The organism is Frankia tisae (assembly GCF_025403405.1).
In the GTDB taxonomy this organism is placed as follows: Bacteria; Actinomycetota; Actinomycetes; order Frankiales; family Frankiaceae; genus Frankia; species Frankia tisai.
In genome coordinates this window covers 1-20,707 of sequence record NZ_JANEZT010000073.1, presented here as the reverse complement: position 1 = coordinate 20,707, position 20,707 = coordinate 1, and the positions used below count along the sequence as shown (strand labels likewise).

The window sequence follows — 20,707 nt, the reverse complement described above, 5'->3', positions numbered from 1 at the left end:
GGAGCGCTAGTCTCGTGGGCTCGGAGATGTGTATAAGAGACAGGTTGGAACGCTGGTCGGCTGGGGGGTGCTCTCCCACGGCGGGGGGAGGCAGTGCGGAGGGCTGCTCGTCGCACCGATGTTGAGGAGAGAAACCGGGTGAGCAGCAACGCGACGACCAGCAGGATCATCAGGCGTAGGAACGCCAGGCACATCTCACCGCCGTGCCCATCATGACCCATCCCCGTCGTGGACGGAGTCATGACCTGCCGCTGCCTGGGATGAGTCGCCGACGAAGCGGCCGGGGATGCGGGCACGTCGGCCTCGTGCATCACCGACGCCCCGGCCTGCTCGGTGATGGTGGCATGGCGGTCGTGGCCCAGGTGCGTGGATAGTCCGCCATGCATGAGCAGAATGCCGAGGAGGACGGGTACGACGAGCAGGAACGGCGCCAGCCCGGCAGTGACGGTCTTGCCGTGGGGCCGGGCGCTCACGGGTCCAGTCTGCCTGACGGAAAGCTGGTCGGCTCGCAGGTGACGGGTCCGATCCTTCTGCGCCGGGGCGAGATCGGCGAGTTAGCGGACCCGGCCAACCCAGTAGGTGGAGGTGTAGATGGGCTGCAGGTTGACGGTGCGTCCGGACTGCGGGGCGGCCCACATGTAGCCGTTGCCGGCGTAGATACCCATGTGGGTGATGTTGGAAGGGCTGCCGAAGAAGATGAGATCACCGGGCTGCTTGCCGGATTTGGGTATGCGGATCGTGGCCTGGAACTGCTGCTGGGCGGTACGGGGCAGGTTCCGGCCGAGCTGCCTGTAGACGTACTGGGCGTAACCCGAGCAATCGAAGGCATACGGTCCCGCGGCGCCCCAGACATAGGGTTTGCCCTTCTGAAGTGAGGCGAGGTAGACGGCCTTCGCGCCGATCCCGCTCGCAGGAACCTCGCTCACCACGGAAGGCGTAACCGCAGTCGAGCTCGAGGTGCCTGTGCGGGTCTGCTGCGAGGGGGCCGGTGCGGTGACGGTGACGGTCACCGCACCGGCGAGGGAGGGACGCAGAGCGTCCGATCCGTCGAACACGGCGGTGATCGTCGTGGTGGACAGCAGCCGGGCCGAGATGTATGCCTCGCCCGCGCCATTGGTGCGTAGCCGAGCGGTGGTGCTCCACTTCGGGCCGTCGACGACCGCGATCCGCACCGTTTCGTCGGCGAGCGGGGCCTGCCGGTCCACACTGACCGCACGAACCGTGAAGATCACGGGCGAGTTCGGCGTGATCGTGGAACGATCGGAAGTGATCGACAGGGCGGTGAAACTGGACGCCGTGGCCGGAGCTGCGATCGCGCCGACCGGCGGTGTGGCCTTGTCGTGCTGCGTGGGCGGATGCGGGCGGCCGATCATGTCTGCCGCGGTGACCGGTGTGGAGGGCATCGCCGGGACGGTGTCGGAGGTGGCCAGGGCGAAGCCGGTGGATGCGGCAGCGAAGCTGCCCGTGGTCATCAGAGCGAGGGTCGCCGTTCGGCGTCGCGCCGGTGTCAGGCGTGCTGAGCGTAGACGGAGTTGCTCGGCGCCCCGCAGGAGGCGCGAGTCACCAGCGTGCCCGCTGTCTCGAGCCGGTAGACCGTCCCTACCAGTGCGATCCATCCGCAATCCTCCTTGGCCCCCATCCGATACGTACTACTATGACATGTAGCAGATCGGGCGAGAACGGACGGCCCCCCAACGCCGGAGCATCATCGAAGAGTGGAAGAAGCGGCGGAGAGGCGACGATTGCCGACCTGCCATCACTACTACTGAGGTCAGGAACCATGGTTCGGACGTCAGATGGTCGGAGGGCTCGCGGACGCGGTCTCGCCTGGGAGCGTGACGGCCACTCCTGATCGGTGAACGCCGGTCATGTGGTTGGCTCGAAGAGCGCCGTAGCGGCACTGATCGCCGTTTCGGGGGCTGGATGTGAGAGGAAACGGACGTGGTGGAGCAGCTCGGTGACCTGGAGGCCGAGATCATGGACCGGGTCTGGTCCGCCCGGGGGCCGGTGACCGTGCGCGACGTCCGTGGGCTGCTCGCTCGTCCTCTGGCTTACACGACCGTGATGACTGTGATGGATCGGCTCTTTCGCAAGGGTTGGCTGCGGCGGGAGCGGTCGGGCCGGTCCTACCGGTACCAGCCGGCGCTCAGCCGCAGCGCCTACACTGCGCGGTTGATGAGCGAGGTGCTTTCCGGGACGGAGGACCGGGGGTTGGCGCTGCTCCATTTCGTCGAGACCATGGGCGCGGCGGAGTACGAGTCGTTGCGCAGTGCCGTGCAGTGGCACGAGGCGCGGCGGATGCGGGGCGGCGACTCGGCATCCCCAGCATGATCGCCGCCCTGCTGGCGGTCTACGCCCTGCTCGTCGTCTATGGACTGCCGCATCCGTTGAGGCGGGCAGTCTGGACGTCCCGCGCACCCCGGCTCGCGATCACCATGTGGCTCGCCGCCGGGGTGTCCGCCGTCCTCGCCGTGCTCCTTGCCCTCGTGCTGCTGATCGTGCCCGCGCACACTTTCGGCGACCTACTCATCCTGCCGGTGCAGTGGTGCGGCTGGGCCGACCATCACCTGCCCTCTCTGACCTGGACCGTATCGCGGACGGTGGGGACCGCAGGCATCGTCGGTGTGCTGCTTCGACTCGGATATGCCACCGTCGGCGTGACTCTCGTGCAGCGTCGGGCGCGACTGCGTCACCGCCGCGACGTCCGTCTCGTGGGCCGTTTCCTCCCGACGCTTGACGTGTTCGTTCTCGACCATCCGCAGCCCAGCGCGTTCTGCCTGCCGGGAAGAGGCGGGACCGTCGTGCTGAGCGCCGGAGCGTTGCATACCCTGCCACCCGCCGAGCTGCACGCGGTGATAGCTCATGAGCGGACGCATCTCTACGGCCGTCATCACCTCGTCATCACCGGCGCGGTGGTCCTTGCTCGGGCGTTCGGGTTCGTCCCGCTCTTCGCCGATGCGCACGGCGAACTGCGGCGGCTCGTCGAACTCGCCGCCGACGACGGCGCAGCGCGACACTGCCCCCGCGACGCCGTCGCGCATGCCGTCCTGCGTCTCGCCGCCCCACCCGCCACCGCGTTGGGCATGGGAGGAGGCACCGCCGTGCGCCAGCGAGTCCTGCGCCTGCTCGCCGCACGAGAACCACTCGGCGCTCCCGCGGTCGCGGCGCGGGCGCTGTGGATCGCTGCGCTCCTCTTCTTGCCTCTCGCGGCCATTGCCCTACCCGCCCTCAGCGACCTCGGCTACCACTGCGCCTGACCCGGGGTGCTGCGCGCTCCTGCTGCTTATCCGCGAAGGGCTACTCACCGACGGAGTCGCCGCGGCGTTGAACCAGACGCTCGTCGCCGTCTCGGTCGGCATCGTCGTGCTCGCGGTCGCGTTCTGGGAACTGCACCAGCGCCGCCGCCCCGCGGCGGCCGGAGACGCCGCAGCCTGCAGCTGCGGCGGATGTGCCTGCTGACCCAAGGATCCGTGTATGACGTTCAGCCGCGCGCAGCACGCCCAGCCCCGCTCGGTGGTGGTCCTCCCCAGGCAGAGGGCCACCACCGTTCCACTTCCGACGGGCGATCGGCTCGGACCATCCCGTTCCCACCGTGGTCCGGGCTTCCGCTCAGTGCCTGCCCGACCACCAGCCCGGGAGACACTCGGAGTCCTGACCAACCGTGTTACTACTGAACGCGGCCGACGGAGTAAGACGACGTCCAAATCTTTGAGAGTTTCACCACGTCGCCGGTCTTCGGGGCGGCCCACATCTTTCCGTCGCCCGCATAGATTCCTTCATGGTAGATGCCGCCGGGCTGCCCGAAGAAAATGAGATCACCTGGCTGTTCGGAGCCCTGCGCTATGCGGGTGGTCGCCGCGTACTGTTGGTCGGTGGTACGGGGAAGGCTCTTACCAAGCTGCCTGTAGACGTACTGCACGAGGCCGGAGCAGTCGAAGCTGCTCGGTCCGGTCGCACCCCATACGTATGGCTTGCCGGCGTGCAATGACGCCAGGTAGACCGCTTTTTCCCCGATGCTCGTCGCCCCGGTGGCAGGTCCGGGAGGCGTGGACGCAGACTCAGTAGAGGTGACCGCGGTTCGCGTCTCGGCCCTGGACGCAGGTTTTGGTGACGCCGTCATCGGCGCAGTCGGCTGCGGCCGGGGGCGGACCCGGATGATCGCCGGCCCAGATGTCGCGGTCCCGAACGAGTCGTTGCCGGCGAACAAGGCCCTGACCTGGGTGGTGGTCAGGACCTTCGCGGTATAGCCGGCATAGCCGCGCCCATCTGTCCGAAGAATCTTGAACGTCGTCCACCCCGTCGAAAACTGGGCCTGCACGAGGATGTCCTGGTTGGCTACCGCGCTGCCCGATTGGTCGGTCAGCCGGAATCCGACCTCGGTCGGCTCGTCGGCATCGACTGTCAGGTCGGCGACGGCTGGGGCGAGGGACGCCGAAGCTCGTGCGGTCGCGATGGCGGGAGCACTCTGGCGCGGCACCAGCGACGTTCGGACCGCGGGAGTGACGGTTCTGCTTCCCACCGCGGCGCCGAGAGCGCCCGCGGCGACCCTCGTTTCCCCGGTTTCCGGGTCAGCGGGGGAGCCTTCGAAGGTGCTGGCCATGGCGACACCGGATATCGCCATCGTGCTCGTGGTGATCACGGCCACGGTCGTCCGGGTAGAGGTCCGCGCGAGCAGTGACCTGGCGTAAGAGGAAGCACGGTGTCGTCCCCGCCCCGATCTTGCAGATCGCCCTTCGGAGGAACAGATTTCGGCCGAATACACGTGAGCCCTTTCCCAGACGCCTGCGAGGTGAGCTGTCGGGTTCGGGCGGGAAGCCCGGCCGAACGCACAACGACGTCCGGCTTCACCCCGAGGGCGGCCGTCGAGGACGGGACGCCCGGAGAAACGTGGTTCCCCCGCTCCTGTCCCGGCTGCGCATGGAGGGGCCACCGGACCGGGGACAGGACTCGGCGTGCGGTCCGATGCTGCTTGGCGGTAACACGTTACCACTACGCACCATAGTAGGAAGAGAGGGGCGAGTTGACAACTGGCAACAGATGCCGAGCCGCGATGGCGGGGTTGACCGCTGGCCCGCCACAGGCGTGGGGATCACGAGGGACGCGGCCCGCGGGACCCTGTAGAGGGCCAAGTTCCGCGAAGCGCACGAACGCTCCCGTCGGGCGCGGAGTACAGGGGGCGACCGGTGACTGCTTGCAGCGAGCGCAGGAGGCCGCCGGCCTTGCCTTGCGCGCCTAGCATCTGCACCCCGGCCTACTACGAGCCGTAGTTGATCGGGTCGGCTCTCAGTGGTTCCGGGCTCTCCGAGTCCTGTCCCAGGTTCACAGGACCCCTTGCCTCCGGGCATGTCCAGGGGTGTCAGATCGTGAGCGGGCTGCCTGGGCTGCGCGCGGAGCGCGCCGATCGTCGGGCCCCAGAGGATGACCTCCAGCCAGTCACATGTGCCTGATTCTGGCGGGTGTACATGGCTCAGCGGGTGAGCGACGGGGTGTGCGCTGTACGTCCAGCGGAGTGCGTCGGTGTCGTCGAGGGGGTAGTGAGGGTGCCCGGTAGTCGGAGGCGTTTGAGCAGAATGGCGTTGACGGCGACGATGATGCTGGACCCGGACATGGACACCGCGGCGATCTCGGGCCGCAGGACGAGCCCGAAGGCCGGTTCGAAGACGCCGGCGGCGATGGGGAGCGCGATGGCGTTGTAGCCGACGGCCCAGGCCAGGTTCTGGCGCATTTTGCGCAGGGTGCCGCGGCCGATGAGCAGGGCGGCCGGGACGTCGAGGGGATCGGAGCGCATCAACACCACGTCGGCCGTCTCGATCGCGACGTCGGTGCCGGCGCCGATCGCGATGCCGAGGTCGGCCTGGGCGAGCGCGGGGGCGTCGTTGACGCCGTCGCCGACCATGGCGATCCGCCGGCCGCCCTGTTGGAGCTTGGCAATCGTGGCGGCCTTGTCGCCGGGGAGGACCTCGGCGATGACGGTGTCGATGCCGAGCTGGCCGGCGATCCGGTTCGCGGTGGCCTCGTTGTCGCCGGTGAGCATGATGACCTCGACCCCGGCCTCGTGCAGAGCCCGCACGGCCTGGGCCGCCGTCGGCCGCGGGGCGTCCGCGAGCCCGATGACCCCGGCAGGTCGGCCGTCAACGGCGGCGAGCACCGCGGTCCGGCCGCCGGCGGCGAGAGCGTCGCGGCGCTCGCCGAGGTCTCCCGGCCGAATGCCTTCTTGGGCCATCAGCCGGAGGTTGCCGACCGCGACCCGCCGGCCGTCGACGGTGGCGACCGCGCCGTGCCCGGGGACATTGACGAACCCCTCCGCCCGCGCCCGCGCGACGCCCTGGGCGTCGGCGTGGCGGACCACGGCGGCGGCCAGCGGATGCTCGGACTCGCGTTCCACCGTGCTCACGAGCCGCAGCAGCTCGTCCTCGGTGATACCGCCGGCGTCGACGATGACGTCGGTGACCTCGGGTTCGCCCTTGGTCAGGGTGCCGGTCTTGTCCATGACGACGGCACCGATACGCGCCGAGGACTCCAACGCGGTCGCGTTCTTGAACAGGATCCCGCGCTTCGCGCCGAGCCCGGTACCCACCATGATCGCGGTCGGGGTGGCCAGCCCCAGCGCGTCCGGGCAGGTAATGACGACCACGGTGATCGCGAACAGGACGGCGTCCCGGGCCGGCCGGTCGCTGGCCAGTAGCCAGACCAGCAGTGTCGCGAGACCGCCCGACAGGGCGACGAGCACCAGCCAGAACGCGGCCCGGTCGGCCAGGCGCTGCCCCGGCGCCTTGCTGTTCTGCGCCTGCTGGACGAGGGCGACGATCTGGGCCAGGGCGGTGTCGGCGCCGACCTTGGTCGCGCGCACCCGCAGTGTGCCGGTGGTGTTGATGGTGGCCCCGATGACCCCGGCGCCGGCAGCCTTGTGCACGGGGAGGCTCTCCCCGGTGACCATCGACTCGTCGACGTCGGACTCGCCGTCCTCGACCAGCCCGTCGACGGCGATCTTTCCGCCGGGGCGGACGAGCAGCAGGTCGCCGACGACGACCTCGGAGGTGGGCACCTCGACCGGCTCGCCGTCCCGGACGACCAGGGCCCGCTCCGGCGCCAGTTCGAGCAGGGTGCGGATCGCGTCGTTCGCGCCACCGCGAGCGCGCATCTCGAACCAGTGCCCGAGCAGCACGAACGCGGCCAGGACGGTGGACGCCTCGTAGAAGACGTCACCACCGCCGGTCAACGTCACGACCAGCGAGTACGTCCAACCGGTACCGATCCCGACGGCCACCAGGACCATCATGTCCAGGGTCCGGCCCCGCAACGCCCGCACCGCACCGTCGAAGAAGATCCATGACGCCCAGCCGATCACCGGCAGGCTCAGGATCAGCTGGAACACGTCGTCACGAAGCCCGAACGGCGCAGCCACGTGGAAGCCCAGCACGTCCCGGCCGATCGACGACCACAACAGGATCGGCACCGAGAAGACCACGGCCACCAGGAACCGGTTACGCATGTCCGCGGCCATCGCCGCCATCGACATCCCGCCATGTCCACCGTGACCCATCGCGTCGTGCGGCGAGCCCACCGGCGTCTCCGGTGCCCCGGCGTGATGGTGGACCGGTTCGGCGAGCGGATCGCAGACATGCTGCGGTACAGATTGACCCCTGCAGTGATACCCACAGTCACGTACCCAGTCGGCAAGCCGGGCTGCCGACGTCCGCTTCGGGTCGAACCGCACCGCCGCGGTTTGTGCGACCGGGTTGACCACTACCTCGATGACGCCCGGTTGGCGTCCCAGCACCGACTCGACGCGTGCCTTCTCGGTCGCCCATTGCAGCCCCGAGACCTCCAGGACGGCGGTCGAACCGTCGTCGCGAGGGCCGTCCGGTCGATGCTGCTGCACGACTGGCTCCATTTCGTCTCGCGGGCCGCGTCGACGCCAACGCCACTCACGACGTTGGGTAGTAGTCTTCCGGCCCTTTCGTGGAGCGTGAGACATACCCTCCCAGGGTACCCTCCCTGCGAGCACCCAGCTGTGTCTGTGCGGTGAGCTGGTCCTATTCGGCAATGATCGTGGAGCATCCTTGCGCTTCCGGCGCGCCGTCATCTAGATCGGATAGTCGACGGTAGGCAGGTCGTACTATGCATGGTAGGAGGTGGGTGTCACGGCCCCGGACGAAGCTCGCAGCATGGGCTCGGCCATGGGCAGGCAGCCGAGCAGAGACCGGTGGCCTGCCGCATGGCGGTCCGTAGGGCTCGCTGTCGCCGCAGCGGCAGTGCTGGTCGGTGTCGTCGCCATGCATATGGGCTTGGCCCCGGTGGCGATCGAGCCGCCGGTGGGAGACGTGCACGCTATCCACACCATGGCGACCCTCGTCGCCGGCCGGCCCGCCGACGACGTTGTCATCCGTCCAGACCAGCATGCCGTCCACATGACGGCCGAGTCCCGCTCAGACATGGTCGGCGCCCAGGAGTCTGTGCGCCTCCCCGCGCTGACTGATCGGGATGGGATGGCAGCACACGCCGGCGGCGTCTGCCTGGCGCTGGCGGTGCTGGTGCTGTCGTTGCTCGTCCTCGGCGCCTGGCGCGCCGGCCGATCGACGGCGGATGATGCGCCGCTCAGCGCACGAGATTCGCTCATGCCCTGCCGATCGCGACCACCGACTCCTTCACTCGCACAGTTGTGCGTTCTCCGGACGTAAAGGGTCGGACCCGGTAGCTCCCCGGGACCGATCCTGCTCACGCGGCCGGGCGTTTCCACGCCCGCCGGATCCCGCGATACGTCTGGAGTATCGGCATGTCCTCATACAGACCCAGGACACCGGTGTCCCGGTGGTCCACCCGCCGCCGGCTGCTCACTTTTCTCGTGGCCGTCACCGTCACGGCCGTAGCAGTCATTACCGGTCTGGTCGTGAACCAGACGAGCAGCACCCACGAAACATCCGTATCCCCATCGTCGCAGCAGGTGACCGATGTCGAACGGGCACGTCCGGTGTCCGGTCGGACCGTCACTCGGGAGATCACCGCCCGTCAGGCGACGGTCGACATCGGCGGGCGGAAGGTGAACACATGGACCCTCGACGGCGTCCTGCCTGGCCGCGAGCTGCGGGTGGGGGTGGGCGACCGGTTGCGGGTGACGTTGCACAACCGTCTCCCGGCCGAAACCTCGCTGCACTGGCACGGCCTCGAGCTACGCAACGATATGGACGGCGCGCCTGGTGCGGGCGGCCCTCCAGCGGTGGCGCCGGGCGGGACCTTCACCTATGACTTCGTCGTCCCATCCCATCCGGGTACGTACTTCTTCCACAGCCATGTCGGTACGCAGCTCGACCGGGGGTTGTACGCACCGCTGATCGTCGAGGATCCCGCGGTCCGAGGTGATGACGATGCCGACGCGGTGCTCATGCTCGACGACTGGACCGACGGTCTCGGACGTTCCCCCGACCAGGTGCTCGCGGATCTACGAGCCCGGGGCATGGCTGGCATGTCAGACAAGGGCAGCGACTCGACCGGCATGCCCGGTATGGACCACGGCTCGATGGACGGTACGGGTTCCGGCGACCCGCACACCGGCGGCATGGGTCCGGGCGAAGCGGACTCCGGGGATGTGCAGTATCCGGCCTATCTGATCAACGGTCGCAGACCGGAGGTCCCCTACACACTCGCCGTCCGGCCCGGACAGCGGGTCCGCCTTCGGCTTGTCAACGCCGGGTCGGACACGGTTTTCCGGCTCGCTGTCGGTGGTCATCAGCTCACCGTCACCGACGCCGACGGAAGGCCAGTCCAGCCCGTGACCGTCGACACGCTGCTGATCGGCATGGGCGAGCGTTACGACGTCGTCATCACGGCCGACACCGGGACCTTCCCCATTTTCGCCGCTCCGGAGGGGAAGGACGGCATGGCGATGGCCGTGCTGCGCACGGCGGCAGGAAGCATGCCAGATCCAGCGGTACGACCAGCCGAACTGAACGGCCGCCTGCTGTCCTACCGCGACCTCACCCCCGTGCCGAACGACGTCCTTCCGGCCCGCCCCCCGGATCGGGTGCTGAACGTCGATCTCGGTGCTGATGCGGTCGGCTACCGTTGGACGATCAATGGTCGGACCTTCGAGAATCGGTCCGCTCTGCAGGTGCGTCAAGGTGAACGCCTCAGGCTGGTCTTCCGAAACACAACGATGATGAACCATCCGATGCATGTGCACGGGCACACCTTTGCCCTACAGCCGCCAACGTCGTATGGAGCCCGCAAGGACGTGGTGATTGTCCCACCGATGCAGACGGTCACGGTCGACCTGCAAGCGGACAATCCCGGCCAGTGGATGGTCCACTGCCACAATTCCTACCATCAGGCGGCAGGAATGATGACTGTGCTGTCCTACGTGACGAACTAGGAGCCAGCGGCCGGCCCATCGGCTTTCCCTTCCTGGCGGCGCCGATGGGCTGCCTGCCACTTTCAGGCAAAGCGGTAATATTGGTAACCGGCGCCGGCGACGAAGAGGCGCAGGCGCCTACCTTCCATGCATTGGACGAGCTTCGGGGAGGCTATCCACGTCTGGACTACCTCTTCCGGGGCAGCGACAATCGTGGCCGTTGTGGTCAGGCCGGGCTCGGTGGCCTGACAGTGCCGGCCGTTTGCTCTCGGTGAGATAGCCTGGCGCTGTGATGGCCAGTCGCGACAGGATGCTGGGATGGCGATCCGTCGCGGCTCTCCTCCTGCTCGCGGCGCTCGCGAGCTCGCTACTCTCGGCGTTGCTGTGCGGGTCTGCGGAGCACTCGGCGCGCGGCTTTGAGGCGCTGGGCGGCGCCAGCCTCGTGAGCGTGGGAGAACGCCCTCATGCTTCATCCGCGGTGGGCGCAGAGAGCCATCATGATGGCGAATTCCATTGCCCTGACCGGATCGCCGATCTGGTTCTCTTGGGCGCCACGGGTTTGATCCCCGCTGTGGGTTCGGTGTTCGCGCTGGCTGCAGCCGTCTTCCTGCTGTCCGCCCTGGTCTTGTTCGTTTCCGGCTGTCCCCGCCTCCGGCGCCAGACGGTTGCTCCTGACCGCCTCCCGTGTCGGCTGGCACAGCTGTGTGTGCTGCGAACCTGATACTCGCCTCGCTTTGAGTACGGACGTCTGATCGCCCCTGCGTGCTGTGACCTGCGTGGTCGCCACCGCCGAAGTTGAGTAGGTGGCATGCCGACCCCGCGCCGGCTCGTCGTCGCAGCCCCCTGACGGGGGCGCGAAAATGTGGACCGCAACCGGCGAATGCGTTCGGTATTCCACCATCTCGCGATGCTCTCACTTGTGAAGGATATCCGCTATGCGGAAAACCGTCGTTACACGTATCCCCCCGGTCCCGGGCCAGCCGCTCGGTACGCCGCCGATGGCAGACTCCCCGGCGAGCGTGGTCGGCGACACGCCAGTTCTTTGGATTCCCGACGTCTGTTTCGGTAGTGCTGGCGGGTTCTGGGCGAAGTTGGAAGGTCACAATCCGGGTGGCATTAAGGACCGGCCCGCCCTGCACATGGTGGCCTGTGCCCGAGAACGCGGCGAACTGGCTCCTGGCCGCGCGGTAGTCGAGTCGACCAGCGGCACACTGGGGCTCGGGCTGGCCCTGGCAGGAATCGTCTACGGCCACCCGATCATCCTGGTGACCGATCCGGGCCTGGAACCGCTCATGCACCGCCTGCTGACCGCCTACGGCACTCGGCTAGAGATCGTCGAGCGGCCTCATCCGACCGGGGGCTGGCAGCAGGCCCGGCGGGACCGGGTCCAGGCACTGCTCGGCGAGCATTCCGGCGCGTACTGCCCAGACCAATACCACAACCCGGACAACGTGGCGGCCTATGAAGGACTGGCACGGGAGGTGGCACAGCAGGTCGGCCGGGTGGACGTGCTGGTGTGCAGCGTCGGCACGGGAGGTCACAGCGCCGGGGTGTCGCGCGTGTTGCGCGAGATGTTTCCGGACCTGCGCCTCGTGGGAGTCGACACGATCAGTTCAACGATCTTCGGGCAGCCAGACGGACCGCGGCTCATGCGGGGTCTCGGAAGCAGCATCTATCCACGTAACGTCGCCTATCAGGAGTTCAGCGAGGTCCACTGGGTAGCGCCCGGCGAGGCGGTGTGGGCCTGCCGGCGGCTGGCGGCAGCACGATTCGCCAGTGGTGGATGGAGCGTCGGAGCGGTCGCGCTGGTGGCGTCCTGGTTGGCGCGGCGCGAACCGAACGGCACCCGCATCGTGGCGATCTTCCCCGACGGTCCGCAGCGATACTGGAGCACCGTCTACGACGACGGATTCTGCGCCGAACACGGACTGTTGGGTATGGTGCCCGCCCAAGATCCCGACCATCTTGAGCATCCCTCCGAACGGGCTGTCGACCGGTGGACCCGATGCGCGAGGGTCGTCGATCCGCTCGCCGATCCTCGGCTCGCCGGACACGGGGAGCGCCACCCATGAGGACAACGCTCGCGCAAGCGCGTTCCTTCAACGGGCCGATCCGCCTGCTGCTGGTCAACCAGCTCGGCATCAACATCGGCTTCTACATGCTCATGCCCTACCTGGCCACCTACCTGGCCGGAACGCTCGGCCTCGCCGCCTGGCTGGTGGGTTTCGTCCTGGGGGTACGCAACCTGAGCCAGCAGGGCATGTTCCTGCTCGGAGGAAGCCTCGCCGACCGTTTCGGCTTCAAACCAATGATCATAGCGGGACTCGCCTTGCGCACGGCTGGTTTCGCACTACTCGGAGTAAGCAACGCTATTCCGGCACTGATAGTCGCCTCGGCCCTGACCGGTTTTGCCGGGGCGCTGTTCAACCCGGCGGTGCGCGCCTACCTCGCCCAGGAAGCCGGGGAACGGCAAGTCGAGGCGTTCGCGGTGTTCAACGTCTTCTACCAGCTCGGCATCCTGCTCGGCCCCCTTCTCGGGCTCGCCCTGCTCGCCGTCGACTTCCGACTGATCTGCGCCATCGCTGCCAGCCTGTTCCTGGTGCTCACCGTGCTGCAGGTGCGGGCCCTGCCCACGAGGAAGGCCGATCCGTTCGCCGCCGAAGCCACCGCCGACGACAGGATGCGGGACTCCATCCTGCGTGCCTGGCGCATGGCGCTGGCGAACCGGCCGTTCCTCCTGTTCTCCCTCGCCATGATCGGGTCGTATGTGCTCACCTTCCAGGTCTACCTGGGCCTGCCGATGGAGGTGCGCAGGCTGACCGGCGGCGAGGTCGGGGTCATGCTGCTGTTCGCCGTGTCCGGGCTGCTTACCGTCGCCGGCCAGGTGCGACTCACCGCCTGGGCGAAGGCCCGCTGGACCCCCGCAGAGGCCATGGTCCGCGGACTGGTGCTGATGGGCCTGGCATTCCTGCCGCTCGCCGTGGCCGCGTCCGCCGACGGTAACCAGCTGGAAGGATCGCGGGTTGCCCCGCAGCCGCTGCTGACGCAGGCCGTGGCGCTGCTCCCCGTGCTCGCCGCCGCTGTCCTACTCGCAGTCGCAACGATGATCGTGTATCCGTTCGAGATGACGACCATTGTCACGCTCGCCGACAACCGCATGATCGGTACCTACTACGGCCTGTACAACACGCTGTCCGGCATCGGTATCGCCGCCGGCAACCTGCTCACCGGCGTCGCCCTCGACGCCGGCCGGACCGCTGGGCTGCCCGCCCTTCCCTGGGCGCTGCTGATGGTTGTCGGTGGATGCTGCGCGGTCGCCGTCCACCGCCTCGAGCGCGGCGGCCGGCTCGCGCCTCGGCCGGCGCAGCCACCGGACCAGGCGGAGGGAACTTCGGTGATGGTCAGCAGCTCTCCACCAGGGAGATCATAGGGAGCGGCCGGAGCCGTTCCCCGAGGTCGTCGCGGTGCGCGTCGAGCGGCTCGGTCGCGTGCGCTCCAGCCATCACGAGGAACTACTATGCTCGGTAGTTGATGTGTTCTACGGCCGGTCGAAGATGTCCCGGCGTGGACCGCGATGGGTCGTGCCGGGATGGGAAGGGACGTGGGCCGATGCTGCTGGCAGCCGGTGCGAATGTCGGTTCGGTGGTGACTTCCGGATCGCTGGTGTTGGCCTTGCCGATCGCGCTTGCGGCGGGGGTGGTGTCGTTCGTCTCACCGTGCTGCCTGCCGCTTGTTCCCGGCTATCTCTCGTACGTCACGGGGCTCAGCGGTGCCGAGGTCAGCCGGACAGCCAATGCGGTGTCCGGCCCGTCCCTGGCTGCTTCCAGTGACGGGCCGAGGGTCGGTGGCGAGGGCTCGAGCGCACAGGGCGAGCCGGCCCTCGCGACAGGTGTGAACACTGCCACCTCGGTCCGCGTCCGGACGACGACGTCCCCCGGACCTGCGGGTCTGCGGCCAAGCCAGTCGTGGCGGCGGAGCCGCATGCTGGCAGGCGGAATCCTGTTCGTCCTAGGCTTCTCGGCGGTCTTCGTCAGTTACGGAGCCGCGTTCGGTGGAGCCGGCCGGCTCCTTCTGATCCACCAGCAAGTGATCAGCAAGGTCCTTGGTGTTCTCACGATCCTCCTTGGGTTGATGTTCGCCGGGTTGCTGGGATGGCTGCCATGGGCAGGCCGGACGGCGCGATTCCGCTATCGGCCGGCCGCGGGCCTGGTCGGCGCGCCCATGCTGGGGGTGCTGTTCGGTATCGGCTGGACGCCGTGTATCGGACCGACGCTGGCCGCGGTGCTCAGCCTGTCCTTCAACACGGGCACCGCGGGGCGGGGGGCGCTTCTCTCCTTCGCCTACAGCCTGGGTTTGGGACTGCCGTTCATCGCCGCTGGGATGGCCTTCGAACGGGCGACGCTGGTCTTCTCGGTGATCCGGCGCCACTCCGCCGCCGTCATGCGTGTCGGCGGAACGATGCTGGTCCTGGTCGGTCTGTTGCAGGTCACCGGCCTGTGGGCCGAGTTGATCAGCCGTATGCAGGGCCTCGTAACCGGTTTCCAGGCGCCCTTGTAGGAGACCGTGTCCCTCGGCCGGCGGGCTACCTCACGCCGTAGGTCGTCCGTCGCGGGACACTCGACGATTCCTATCCGGTTAGTGACGAAGAGTCATGGGCGAGGCGTGTGAGGTCGGCGGCGTACTGCTGCGCGGTCGTTCCACCCGTATGGATCACTGTGGTGGTGTCCTTGGGACTGAACAGATACACCACGCCGGAGTGCTCGACGCTCTCTCCGCCCACGCCTTCCTTGATCACTGTTCTGGGTAGCTTGAGCTGGTCGAGGACCGCGCCGGTCGCGGTGGTCCCGCCACGCAGACCCACGAAGGTGGGGTCGAACTGATCGAGCCAGCGGCGCAGCACCGGCGCGGTGTCCGACGCGGGATCTTCGGTCACGAACACGACGTCGACCCGGCGGCGGACCTCCACCGGTAGCAGTGCCCGCGCGGCGGCGAGGTCGGCCATCGTGGTCGGGCAGACGTCGGGGCAACGGGTGTAGCCGAAGAACAGCACCGCGACCTTGCCAGCCGTGCGGGTACGGAAGTCGAACGTCCTCCCCGCCGTGTCGCTGAGAGTGAACGCTGGCCGAGGGATCGACGGGTCGAGGCGGGTGCCGGCGAAGCCACCGGAGTCGGTTGCCGACACCCGCACCGGCCCGTCGCTCCGCCCGCCGCAGCCGGCGAGCAAAGCCGCGGCGAGGAAGGCGAGGAACAGGCCGATGACCCGGTGAAGGACCTTCACGGTCCCACCTCGCTGTAGCGAACGGACCAGGTGAGGCCCCCGTCCTGGCTGGCGAGGATGCCGCGCCGGGCGACGGCCACGTACAGGGCCCCACCGGCGGCTGTCATGGCTTCGGGTTCACCGTAGGTGGTGCCGCGACGCGCCCAGGTACCTCCACGGTCCTCGGACCGCCACACCCCACCGGAGTCGTCAACGCCCCACACCGTTCCATCCGAGTGCCAGGCGAGGACGGCCAGCGGCGGCGCACCCGCGACCGGCCGCCACCTGCGCCCGCCGTCCCTGCTCGCGGCGAGACCCTCCTCCGTCACCGCAAGTACGGCATCCGGGTCTGTGGGACTGACGACGAAATCCCTCATCGCAAGCCGGCTACGCGCGTCCCAGGTCTTTTGGTCGACGCTGACAAGAAAGGCGCCGCCGGTCGCGTCGTAGCCATAGACCCTCCCGTGGGCAGCGGCGAGGGCGTGGAAATCCGCCTTGCCGTACAGGGACAACGGCCGCCAGTTCTGCCCGGCGTCGGTGGACTCCAGCAGGCCGAGGAGCGGCGGTGCCTCCTCGCGCAGATCCGGGTGCCCGGAGGCGAGGAAGGTATGCGCGCCCAGTACCGTGAAACCCATCGTGTCCTGGAATCGACCTGCGACCCGCTCGGCCGCTCCACGTTCGGGTATCCGGAACAGTCCCATGTGAGTCGCGGCGTACAGCGCGCCGTCCGCCGGATCGACCCCCAGACCGTGTACGTGCACGACGCCACCGACCTGATCAGCCTGGTCGGTGCCCGATCCGCGCCCCCCGGAATCCGGGCCCATCACCAGCAGTGGCACGGCGACGGCGACGGCAAGCACAGCGACTCCCACCCCGACGATCAGCACGATCCGCCGCGGCCGGCCCCAGGACGTGGCTCCGCCAGCCCGCGGCTGCTCCGTCGCGCGCCCGCCCATTGACCTCTCCTCAGTCCGAGTCGACCACCCGCAGCCCCACAGCGGCAACCACGGCTGATGATCAGTCGCCCGCTGATGCTCCACCGGGCCCACGTCGATATCTACTATGCCTTATAGTTGACATGGCTTCTACGGCAGGTCGAAGCAACGTGCGGCGGCGAACCAGACCTTGCGGGCGAGGGTCTACCATCGCCACATCGCCGCAGCCGTCCGGCAGCCCCACTCGGCTGCGGGGACCGCACATCTCGTACAGGTCTGCCGCCGGCAGAGGGAGGCGGTGACCATGCGCGGAGCAGGTGACCTGGAAGCCGCGGTCATGGACAGGCCGTGGTCTACGCAGGAACCTCGGAACGTCCAGATGGTGTACGAGGACTTGCCATGAGGGATATGGCATGACGGTCGCCGTCGCCCTGCTGGCCTATGCGACGGTGCTCGCCGTCACCTCACCCCGGTTGCTGCGCGGCGCGTCCTGGGCCGACCGCGCGCCACGGCTGGGGATCTGTCTATGGCAGGCGTTGTCCATGTCCGTGCTCGCCGCCGCCGCGCTCGCCGGGTTGGCGCTGGCCCTACCCAGCCCGCGTCTGAGCGCCAACCTCGCCGCGCTGCTTCGCGCCTGCATCATGTCCCTGCAGGCCTCGTACGCCACCCCCGGTGGCGCCGGCATCGCGGGCGCCGGATTGACCCTGACCACGATTCTCCTGCTCCGTGTTGGCTTCTGCGCCACCTCCGGCCTCGCCCGCGCCGGGCGCGAACGCCGCCGGCACGCCCGGAAACTCGCCGTCGTCGCTCGACCCGCTCCCGCCCTCGACGCGGTCGTCCTCACCCACCCCACGGCCGCGGTCTACTGCCTACCCGGCCGCGCCCGCCGGGTGGTCCTCACCACCGCGGCGGTCGAGACGCTCACCGCCGAGCAGCTGCGGGCCGTTCTCGCCCACGAGCGGGCGCACCTGGCCGAACGACACCACCTCATCCTGGCCGGTGCCGACACCTTCGCCCGCGCCTTCCCGCGCATCCCCCTGTTCATCGCGGCGCGCGCCGAGATCGCGCGACTCCTCGAGCTGGCCGCGGACGACGCCGCATGCCGCCACCACGAACGACGCTCCATCGCCGCCGCGCTCGCCGCCCTCGCCGGTGCAGGCCACCCCGAAGCCAGTCTGGCCGCAGGCGGCCCGACCGCGTTGGAACGCGTCCGCCGCCTCCTACGGCCTGCGAACCCGCTCGGCGCGACGCGCACCGCTCTCGGCGCCACGGTCATCGTGTTGCTGCTGCTCATACCCCTCGTCGTCGCGGCCGGCCCGATGGCCGTCATTGCCCACGCCGCCTATTGCCCGATACCCGCGGTCGCGCCCCCCGGCGCCTGAGCACCCTCGATTTCCTCATCACGCCCGCCGTACTCATCTGGCTGCGCCGCGGCCGTCCCACCCGCTACCGCGCGGCCCGGAGCATGCTTGCCCTCACCACATTGTTCGGTCTCGTCGGCTTCGTGCTCCTACCCACCGCCCCGCCTGCTGCCGGCGCCGGCTTCCACGACACCCTCGCCGTCTTCCACGCCTGGGGTTGGTGGAGCGGCGACGTCAGCGCCGCCCCCGGCGGCATGGACAGCGCGACCAACCAGTTCGCCGCCATGCCCTCGTTGCACGCGGCGTGGTCACTGTGGAGAGGATGGCACCTGGCCCGGCACGCTCAACGAGCCTGGGCCCGCATCCTCGGTGGCCTCTACCCGGTCCTGACCGCCGCGTGGTCATGGCCACCGCGAACCACTACCTGATCGACATCGCCGCCGGCTGGGCGCTCCTCGGAGTGGCCGCCCTCGCCGTGCGGTCGCCCGCCCGCCACTACGACCCATACCGCGCGAACCAGCCCATCAACTACGATCGGTGGTCGTAGTAGCTGTCCCGGCGCGGGGCGAGCACACGAAACAGCGGCCCGAGGACCGTGAGCCTTCGCGGCAGGGTCGGCGACCCGTTGGCAGGGGATGGGGAGGCGACCGGCGTGCGCGAACTCGGTGATCTTGAAGCTGTCGTGATGGACCGGATGTGGTCCGCGGGCGAGCCGCGGACGGTCCGCGGTGTGTATGAGGAGTTGCTCGAGCAGCGACGCATCGCCTACACGACGGTGATGACCGTCATGGACAACCTCCACCGGAAGGGATGGCTGCGTCGTCGCCGAGACGGCCGAGCGTACCTCTATGAAGCCGTGCGCTCACGGGAGGTACACAGCGCGGAGGTCATGAGTGAGGCGCTGGCCGGCAGCACCAACCGGGCAATGACCCTGATGCATTTCGTCGAGCACATGCCGCCCGAGGAAGCACGGCTCCTGCGCGAGGCTCTCGACCAGAATGCCGACGCCGGCGAACGCCGCCAGGACGTGAACCCGCCCGGCCCGGCGTGAGGCTGCGCCCCAGGTCCTGCTCCGGATGCACACCGCCGGCCTTCGGCTGCCTCCCATCGGAGGCGCCCGCTACCGCGGCGATACTGCTCACCGCCTCATAACCGCCGTCCAGCGGCGCGGCGTCCACCCCACGCGAACCAGAGCGCATCAAGTTCCCCACTCCACTACGATCAATAGTACTATGAGAGACAGTAGATTCGCTCGGGCGGCCCACCTCCGTCCGACCTTAACCGCGCTCTCACTTTCTGCCGCTTATGTTCCCTTCGCGCGTATCGGATGGCGACTATGTCCGACAAGATCAATTCTGGTGGTGCCGGAAAGCCGCCGCGCGCCGATGCACATCAGCCGGCGCTGACGCCGATGGAGAAGAAGGCCGCGGAACGCCGTCAGCGCTACCGAAGGAAGCGGCGGATACTCCATGCTGGCCAGATCCTGATGGCCGCCGGCGTGCTCGTCGCACTCGTCCACCTTCTGGCTCACTGGGGAGCGTTCGGGGGCCAGCCGTCGAGCCTCGTCGACCTCGTCGCCGGTTACCCCGCCGGAGCAGTGCTCTTCCTGACCGGCGCAATCGCCGCCGGCCAGCGTCAGTAGGCGGTCGGACTAGCCCGCGCAACCTCGACCATCGGACCAGGTGGTGCGGTCCGCCCGATCGCAGCGGTCAGCGGCCCGGCCTCACCCGGGCCCGGGTTTCTGGTGCTGGTCTCAGGCTGATGGCGGTTCTTCGTCGGGATTGTGGCGGTGGAGGCGGGCGAGGACATGGTTGCGGGACACGGTGTGGACGCGGCCGTGGGCGGCGGCGTGGTCCTGGACGTGGGTTTGTACCTGGGCGACGAGGTCCTCTTCGTCGTTGGCACTGATGGTTGTGTCGCAGTGTTTGCAGGTCAGGCTGGTGGTCATACCGTCTCCTCACCTTGGGCCGGGTGATCGGTGCGGCGCTGCGGGCGGCCGGGATTGGGGTCGGTCCGTGGTCTAGGTGTCGCGGTGGTTGATCAGGATAAATCCGGCAGTGAGGGCGAGGGCGGCGTAGAGGCTGAACACGCCGAAGCCGGTCCAGGCTCCGAGGTTGCCGTCGTCGTGATGCAGAAGGTAGATCTGGCCGCCGGCGTTCATGGGGATGTAGGGACCGATGTCGGTCTGCCAGGAGTGGGGCAGGAGGTCCAGCAGGATCGGGGGGAGGAACAGCAGGCTGAACAGCGCGGCGATTGCGCCGGCGCTGACCCGGATGATCGCGCCGAGGCCGAGGCCGAGCAGTCCCAGGACCGTCAGGAACAGGCCGCCTCCGGCCACGGCTCGGACTACTCCGGGATCGGCGAGGGAGGATCGCAGGCTGTCGTCGGACAGGAACGCCTGAAAGGTGAAGTAGGCGGCGAAGCTCGCGGTGATCCCGACGATGAGGGCGGTCCCGGTGAACACCATGGCCTTCGACGCGAGCAGCGTCCGGCGCCGGGGCACGGCGCTGACGGTCGCGTGGATCATGCCCGTGCCGTATTCGCTGGTGATGACGAGCACTCCCAGGACACCGAAGGCGATCTGGGCGAGGTGCAGGCCGGCGAGGCTGAGCCGGACCGCGTCGACGGTGGCTTTCTCGTGGGCGCCGAGCTGTCCAGGCAGCAAGATCGCGGCGAAGGCCGCGATCACGACGTTGGAGGTCACGGCGGCGAAGAGCGTCCAGAAGGTCGAGCGGACCGAGCGGAGTTTGCGGAACTCCGACCGTGCGATATCGGGGATACCCGCCAGGGGGCGGGGGGATGGCGG

At 68.6% G+C, this 20,707-nt stretch carries 21 protein-coding genes and 1 riboswitch; of the genes, 13 read left to right on the top strand and 8 right to left on the bottom strand.

What is annotated here, in order from left to right; all coding sequences use genetic code 11:
- Together NBZ85_RS34005 and NBZ85_RS09755 are read right to left on the bottom strand one after the other, a co-directional pair.
- On the bottom strand, positions 1–473 hold a 473-nt coding region (locus NBZ85_RS34005), incomplete at its 3' end, for a DUF6153 family protein (RefSeq protein ID WP_261561824.1).
- 81 nt (positions 474–554) lie between these two features.
- Positions 555–1,373: a C40 family peptidase gene (locus NBZ85_RS09755; RefSeq protein ID WP_261561823.1), complete on the bottom strand. Its 819-nt coding sequence runs from the start codon at positions 1,371–1,373 to the stop codon at positions 555–557.
- A 568-nt stretch (positions 1,374–1,941) separates the two neighbouring features.
- Between NBZ85_RS09755 and NBZ85_RS09750 the strand changes: the two genes are divergently transcribed.
- From NBZ85_RS09750 to NBZ85_RS09740, 3 genes are all read left to right on the top strand, one after another.
- Positions 1,942–2,331 carry a BlaI/MecI/CopY family transcriptional regulator gene (locus NBZ85_RS09750; protein WP_498041039.1) on the top strand — a complete coding sequence of 130 codons (390 nt, stop codon included), beginning with the start codon at positions 1,942–1,944 and terminating at the stop codon, positions 2,329–2,331.
- Entirely contained in the window at positions 2,328–3,257 is a 930-nt protein-coding gene (locus tag NBZ85_RS09745; protein WP_055751209.1) for a M56 family metallopeptidase, read from the top strand. Before NBZ85_RS09750 ends, NBZ85_RS09745 begins: the two co-directional genes overlap by 4 nt.
- Before the next feature lie 67 nt (positions 3,258–3,324).
- Positions 3,325–3,459, top strand: coding sequence for a hypothetical protein (locus tag NBZ85_RS09740; RefSeq protein ID WP_256790068.1), 135 nt, complete (start codon positions 3,325–3,327; stop codon positions 3,457–3,459).
- 208 nt (positions 3,460–3,667) lie between these two features.
- Here the strand turns inward: NBZ85_RS09740 and NBZ85_RS09735 are convergent, their stop codons facing one another.
- Complete coding sequence (locus NBZ85_RS09735) at positions 3,668–4,600, bottom strand: C40 family peptidase (RefSeq protein WP_256790069.1); 933 nt, start codon at positions 4,598–4,600, stop codon at positions 3,668–3,670.
- A 164-nt stretch (positions 4,601–4,764) separates the two neighbouring features.
- A riboswitch (cyclic di-AMP (ydaO/yuaA leader) is annotated at positions 4,765–4,923 on the bottom strand.
- Between the two features lie 544 nt (positions 4,924–5,467).
- On the bottom strand, positions 5,468–7,882 hold the full coding sequence (locus NBZ85_RS09730; RefSeq protein WP_256790070.1) for a heavy metal translocating P-type ATPase: 2,415 nt from the start codon (positions 7,880–7,882) through the stop codon (positions 5,468–5,470).
- 286 nt (positions 7,883–8,168) lie between these two features.
- Between NBZ85_RS09730 and NBZ85_RS33060 the strand changes: the two genes are divergently transcribed.
- From NBZ85_RS33060 to NBZ85_RS09710, 5 genes are all read left to right on the top strand, one after another.
- Entirely contained in the window at positions 8,169–8,681 is a 513-nt protein-coding gene (locus NBZ85_RS33060; RefSeq protein ID WP_368861361.1) for a DUF6153 family protein, read from the top strand.
- A 95-nt stretch (positions 8,682–8,776) separates the two neighbouring features.
- The gene (locus NBZ85_RS09725) at positions 8,777–10,369 is read left to right on the top strand and encodes a multicopper oxidase family protein (RefSeq protein ID WP_261561822.1); all 1,593 of its coding nucleotides are present in this window, start codon (positions 8,777–8,779) and stop codon (positions 10,367–10,369) included.
- A gap of 977 nt (positions 10,370–11,346) precedes the next feature.
- Entirely contained in the window at positions 11,347–12,420 is a 1,074-nt protein-coding gene (locus NBZ85_RS09720) for a PLP-dependent cysteine synthase family protein (RefSeq protein WP_306281909.1), read from the top strand.
- A complete protein-coding gene (locus NBZ85_RS09715) occupies positions 12,417–13,778 on the top strand; it encodes an MFS transporter (RefSeq protein ID WP_256790076.1) in 1,362 nt (453 codons plus the stop codon). The genes NBZ85_RS09720 and NBZ85_RS09715 overlap by 4 nt, the downstream gene beginning before the upstream one ends.
- A 179-nt stretch (positions 13,779–13,957) precedes the next feature.
- The gene (locus NBZ85_RS09710; RefSeq protein ID WP_256790078.1) at positions 13,958–14,905 is read left to right on the top strand and encodes a cytochrome c biogenesis CcdA family protein; all 948 of its coding nucleotides are present in this window, start codon (positions 13,958–13,960) and stop codon (positions 14,903–14,905) included.
- A gap of 70 nt (positions 14,906–14,975) precedes the next feature.
- Here NBZ85_RS09710 and NBZ85_RS09705 read toward each other — a convergent pair whose 3' ends face one another.
- Both NBZ85_RS09705 and NBZ85_RS09700 read right to left on the bottom strand, forming a co-directional pair.
- Positions 14,976–15,626 carry an SCO family protein gene (locus NBZ85_RS09705; protein WP_256790080.1) on the bottom strand — a complete coding sequence of 217 codons (651 nt, stop codon included), beginning with the start codon at positions 15,624–15,626 and terminating at the stop codon, positions 14,976–14,978.
- A complete protein-coding gene (locus NBZ85_RS09700; RefSeq protein WP_256790081.1) occupies positions 15,623–16,561 on the bottom strand; it encodes a F510_1955 family glycosylhydrolase in 939 nt (312 codons plus the stop codon). The genes NBZ85_RS09705 and NBZ85_RS09700 overlap by 4 nt, the downstream gene beginning before the upstream one ends.
- 392 nt (positions 16,562–16,953) lie before the next feature.
- Between NBZ85_RS09700 and NBZ85_RS09695 the strand changes: the two genes are divergently transcribed.
- From NBZ85_RS09695 to NBZ85_RS09675, 5 genes are all read left to right on the top strand, one after another.
- Positions 16,954–17,922: a M56 family metallopeptidase gene (locus NBZ85_RS09695; protein ID WP_256790082.1), complete on the top strand. Its 969-nt coding sequence runs from the start codon at positions 16,954–16,956 to the stop codon at positions 17,920–17,922.
- Positions 17,886–18,329, top strand: a complete 444-nt coding sequence (locus NBZ85_RS09690) for a phosphatase PAP2 family protein (protein ID WP_256790083.1) — start codon at positions 17,886–17,888, stop codon at positions 18,327–18,329. The genes NBZ85_RS09695 and NBZ85_RS09690 overlap by 37 nt, the downstream gene beginning before the upstream one ends.
- A complete protein-coding gene (locus NBZ85_RS09685) occupies positions 18,305–18,448 on the top strand; it encodes a hypothetical protein (RefSeq protein ID WP_157734378.1) in 144 nt (47 codons plus the stop codon). Before NBZ85_RS09690 ends, NBZ85_RS09685 begins: the two co-directional genes overlap by 25 nt.
- Positions 18,449–18,526: 78 nt before the next feature.
- A complete protein-coding gene (locus tag NBZ85_RS09680) occupies positions 18,527–18,952 on the top strand; it encodes a BlaI/MecI/CopY family transcriptional regulator (RefSeq protein WP_261561821.1) in 426 nt (141 codons plus the stop codon).
- 285 nt (positions 18,953–19,237) lie between these two features.
- On the top strand, positions 19,238–19,543 hold the full coding sequence (locus NBZ85_RS09675; protein WP_256790085.1) for a hypothetical protein: 306 nt from the start codon (positions 19,238–19,240) through the stop codon (positions 19,541–19,543).
- 111 nt (positions 19,544–19,654) lie between these two features.
- Here NBZ85_RS09675 and NBZ85_RS09670 read toward each other — a convergent pair whose 3' ends face one another.
- Positions 19,655–19,849 (bottom strand): hypothetical protein, encoded by a 195-nt coding sequence (locus tag NBZ85_RS09670; protein WP_055751195.1) that lies wholly within the window; start codon positions 19,847–19,849, stop codon positions 19,655–19,657.
- A 72-nt stretch (positions 19,850–19,921) separates the two neighbouring features.
- A partial coding sequence (locus NBZ85_RS09665; protein ID WP_261561820.1) for an ABC transporter permease occupies positions 19,922–20,707 on the bottom strand: 786 nt, incomplete at its 5' end.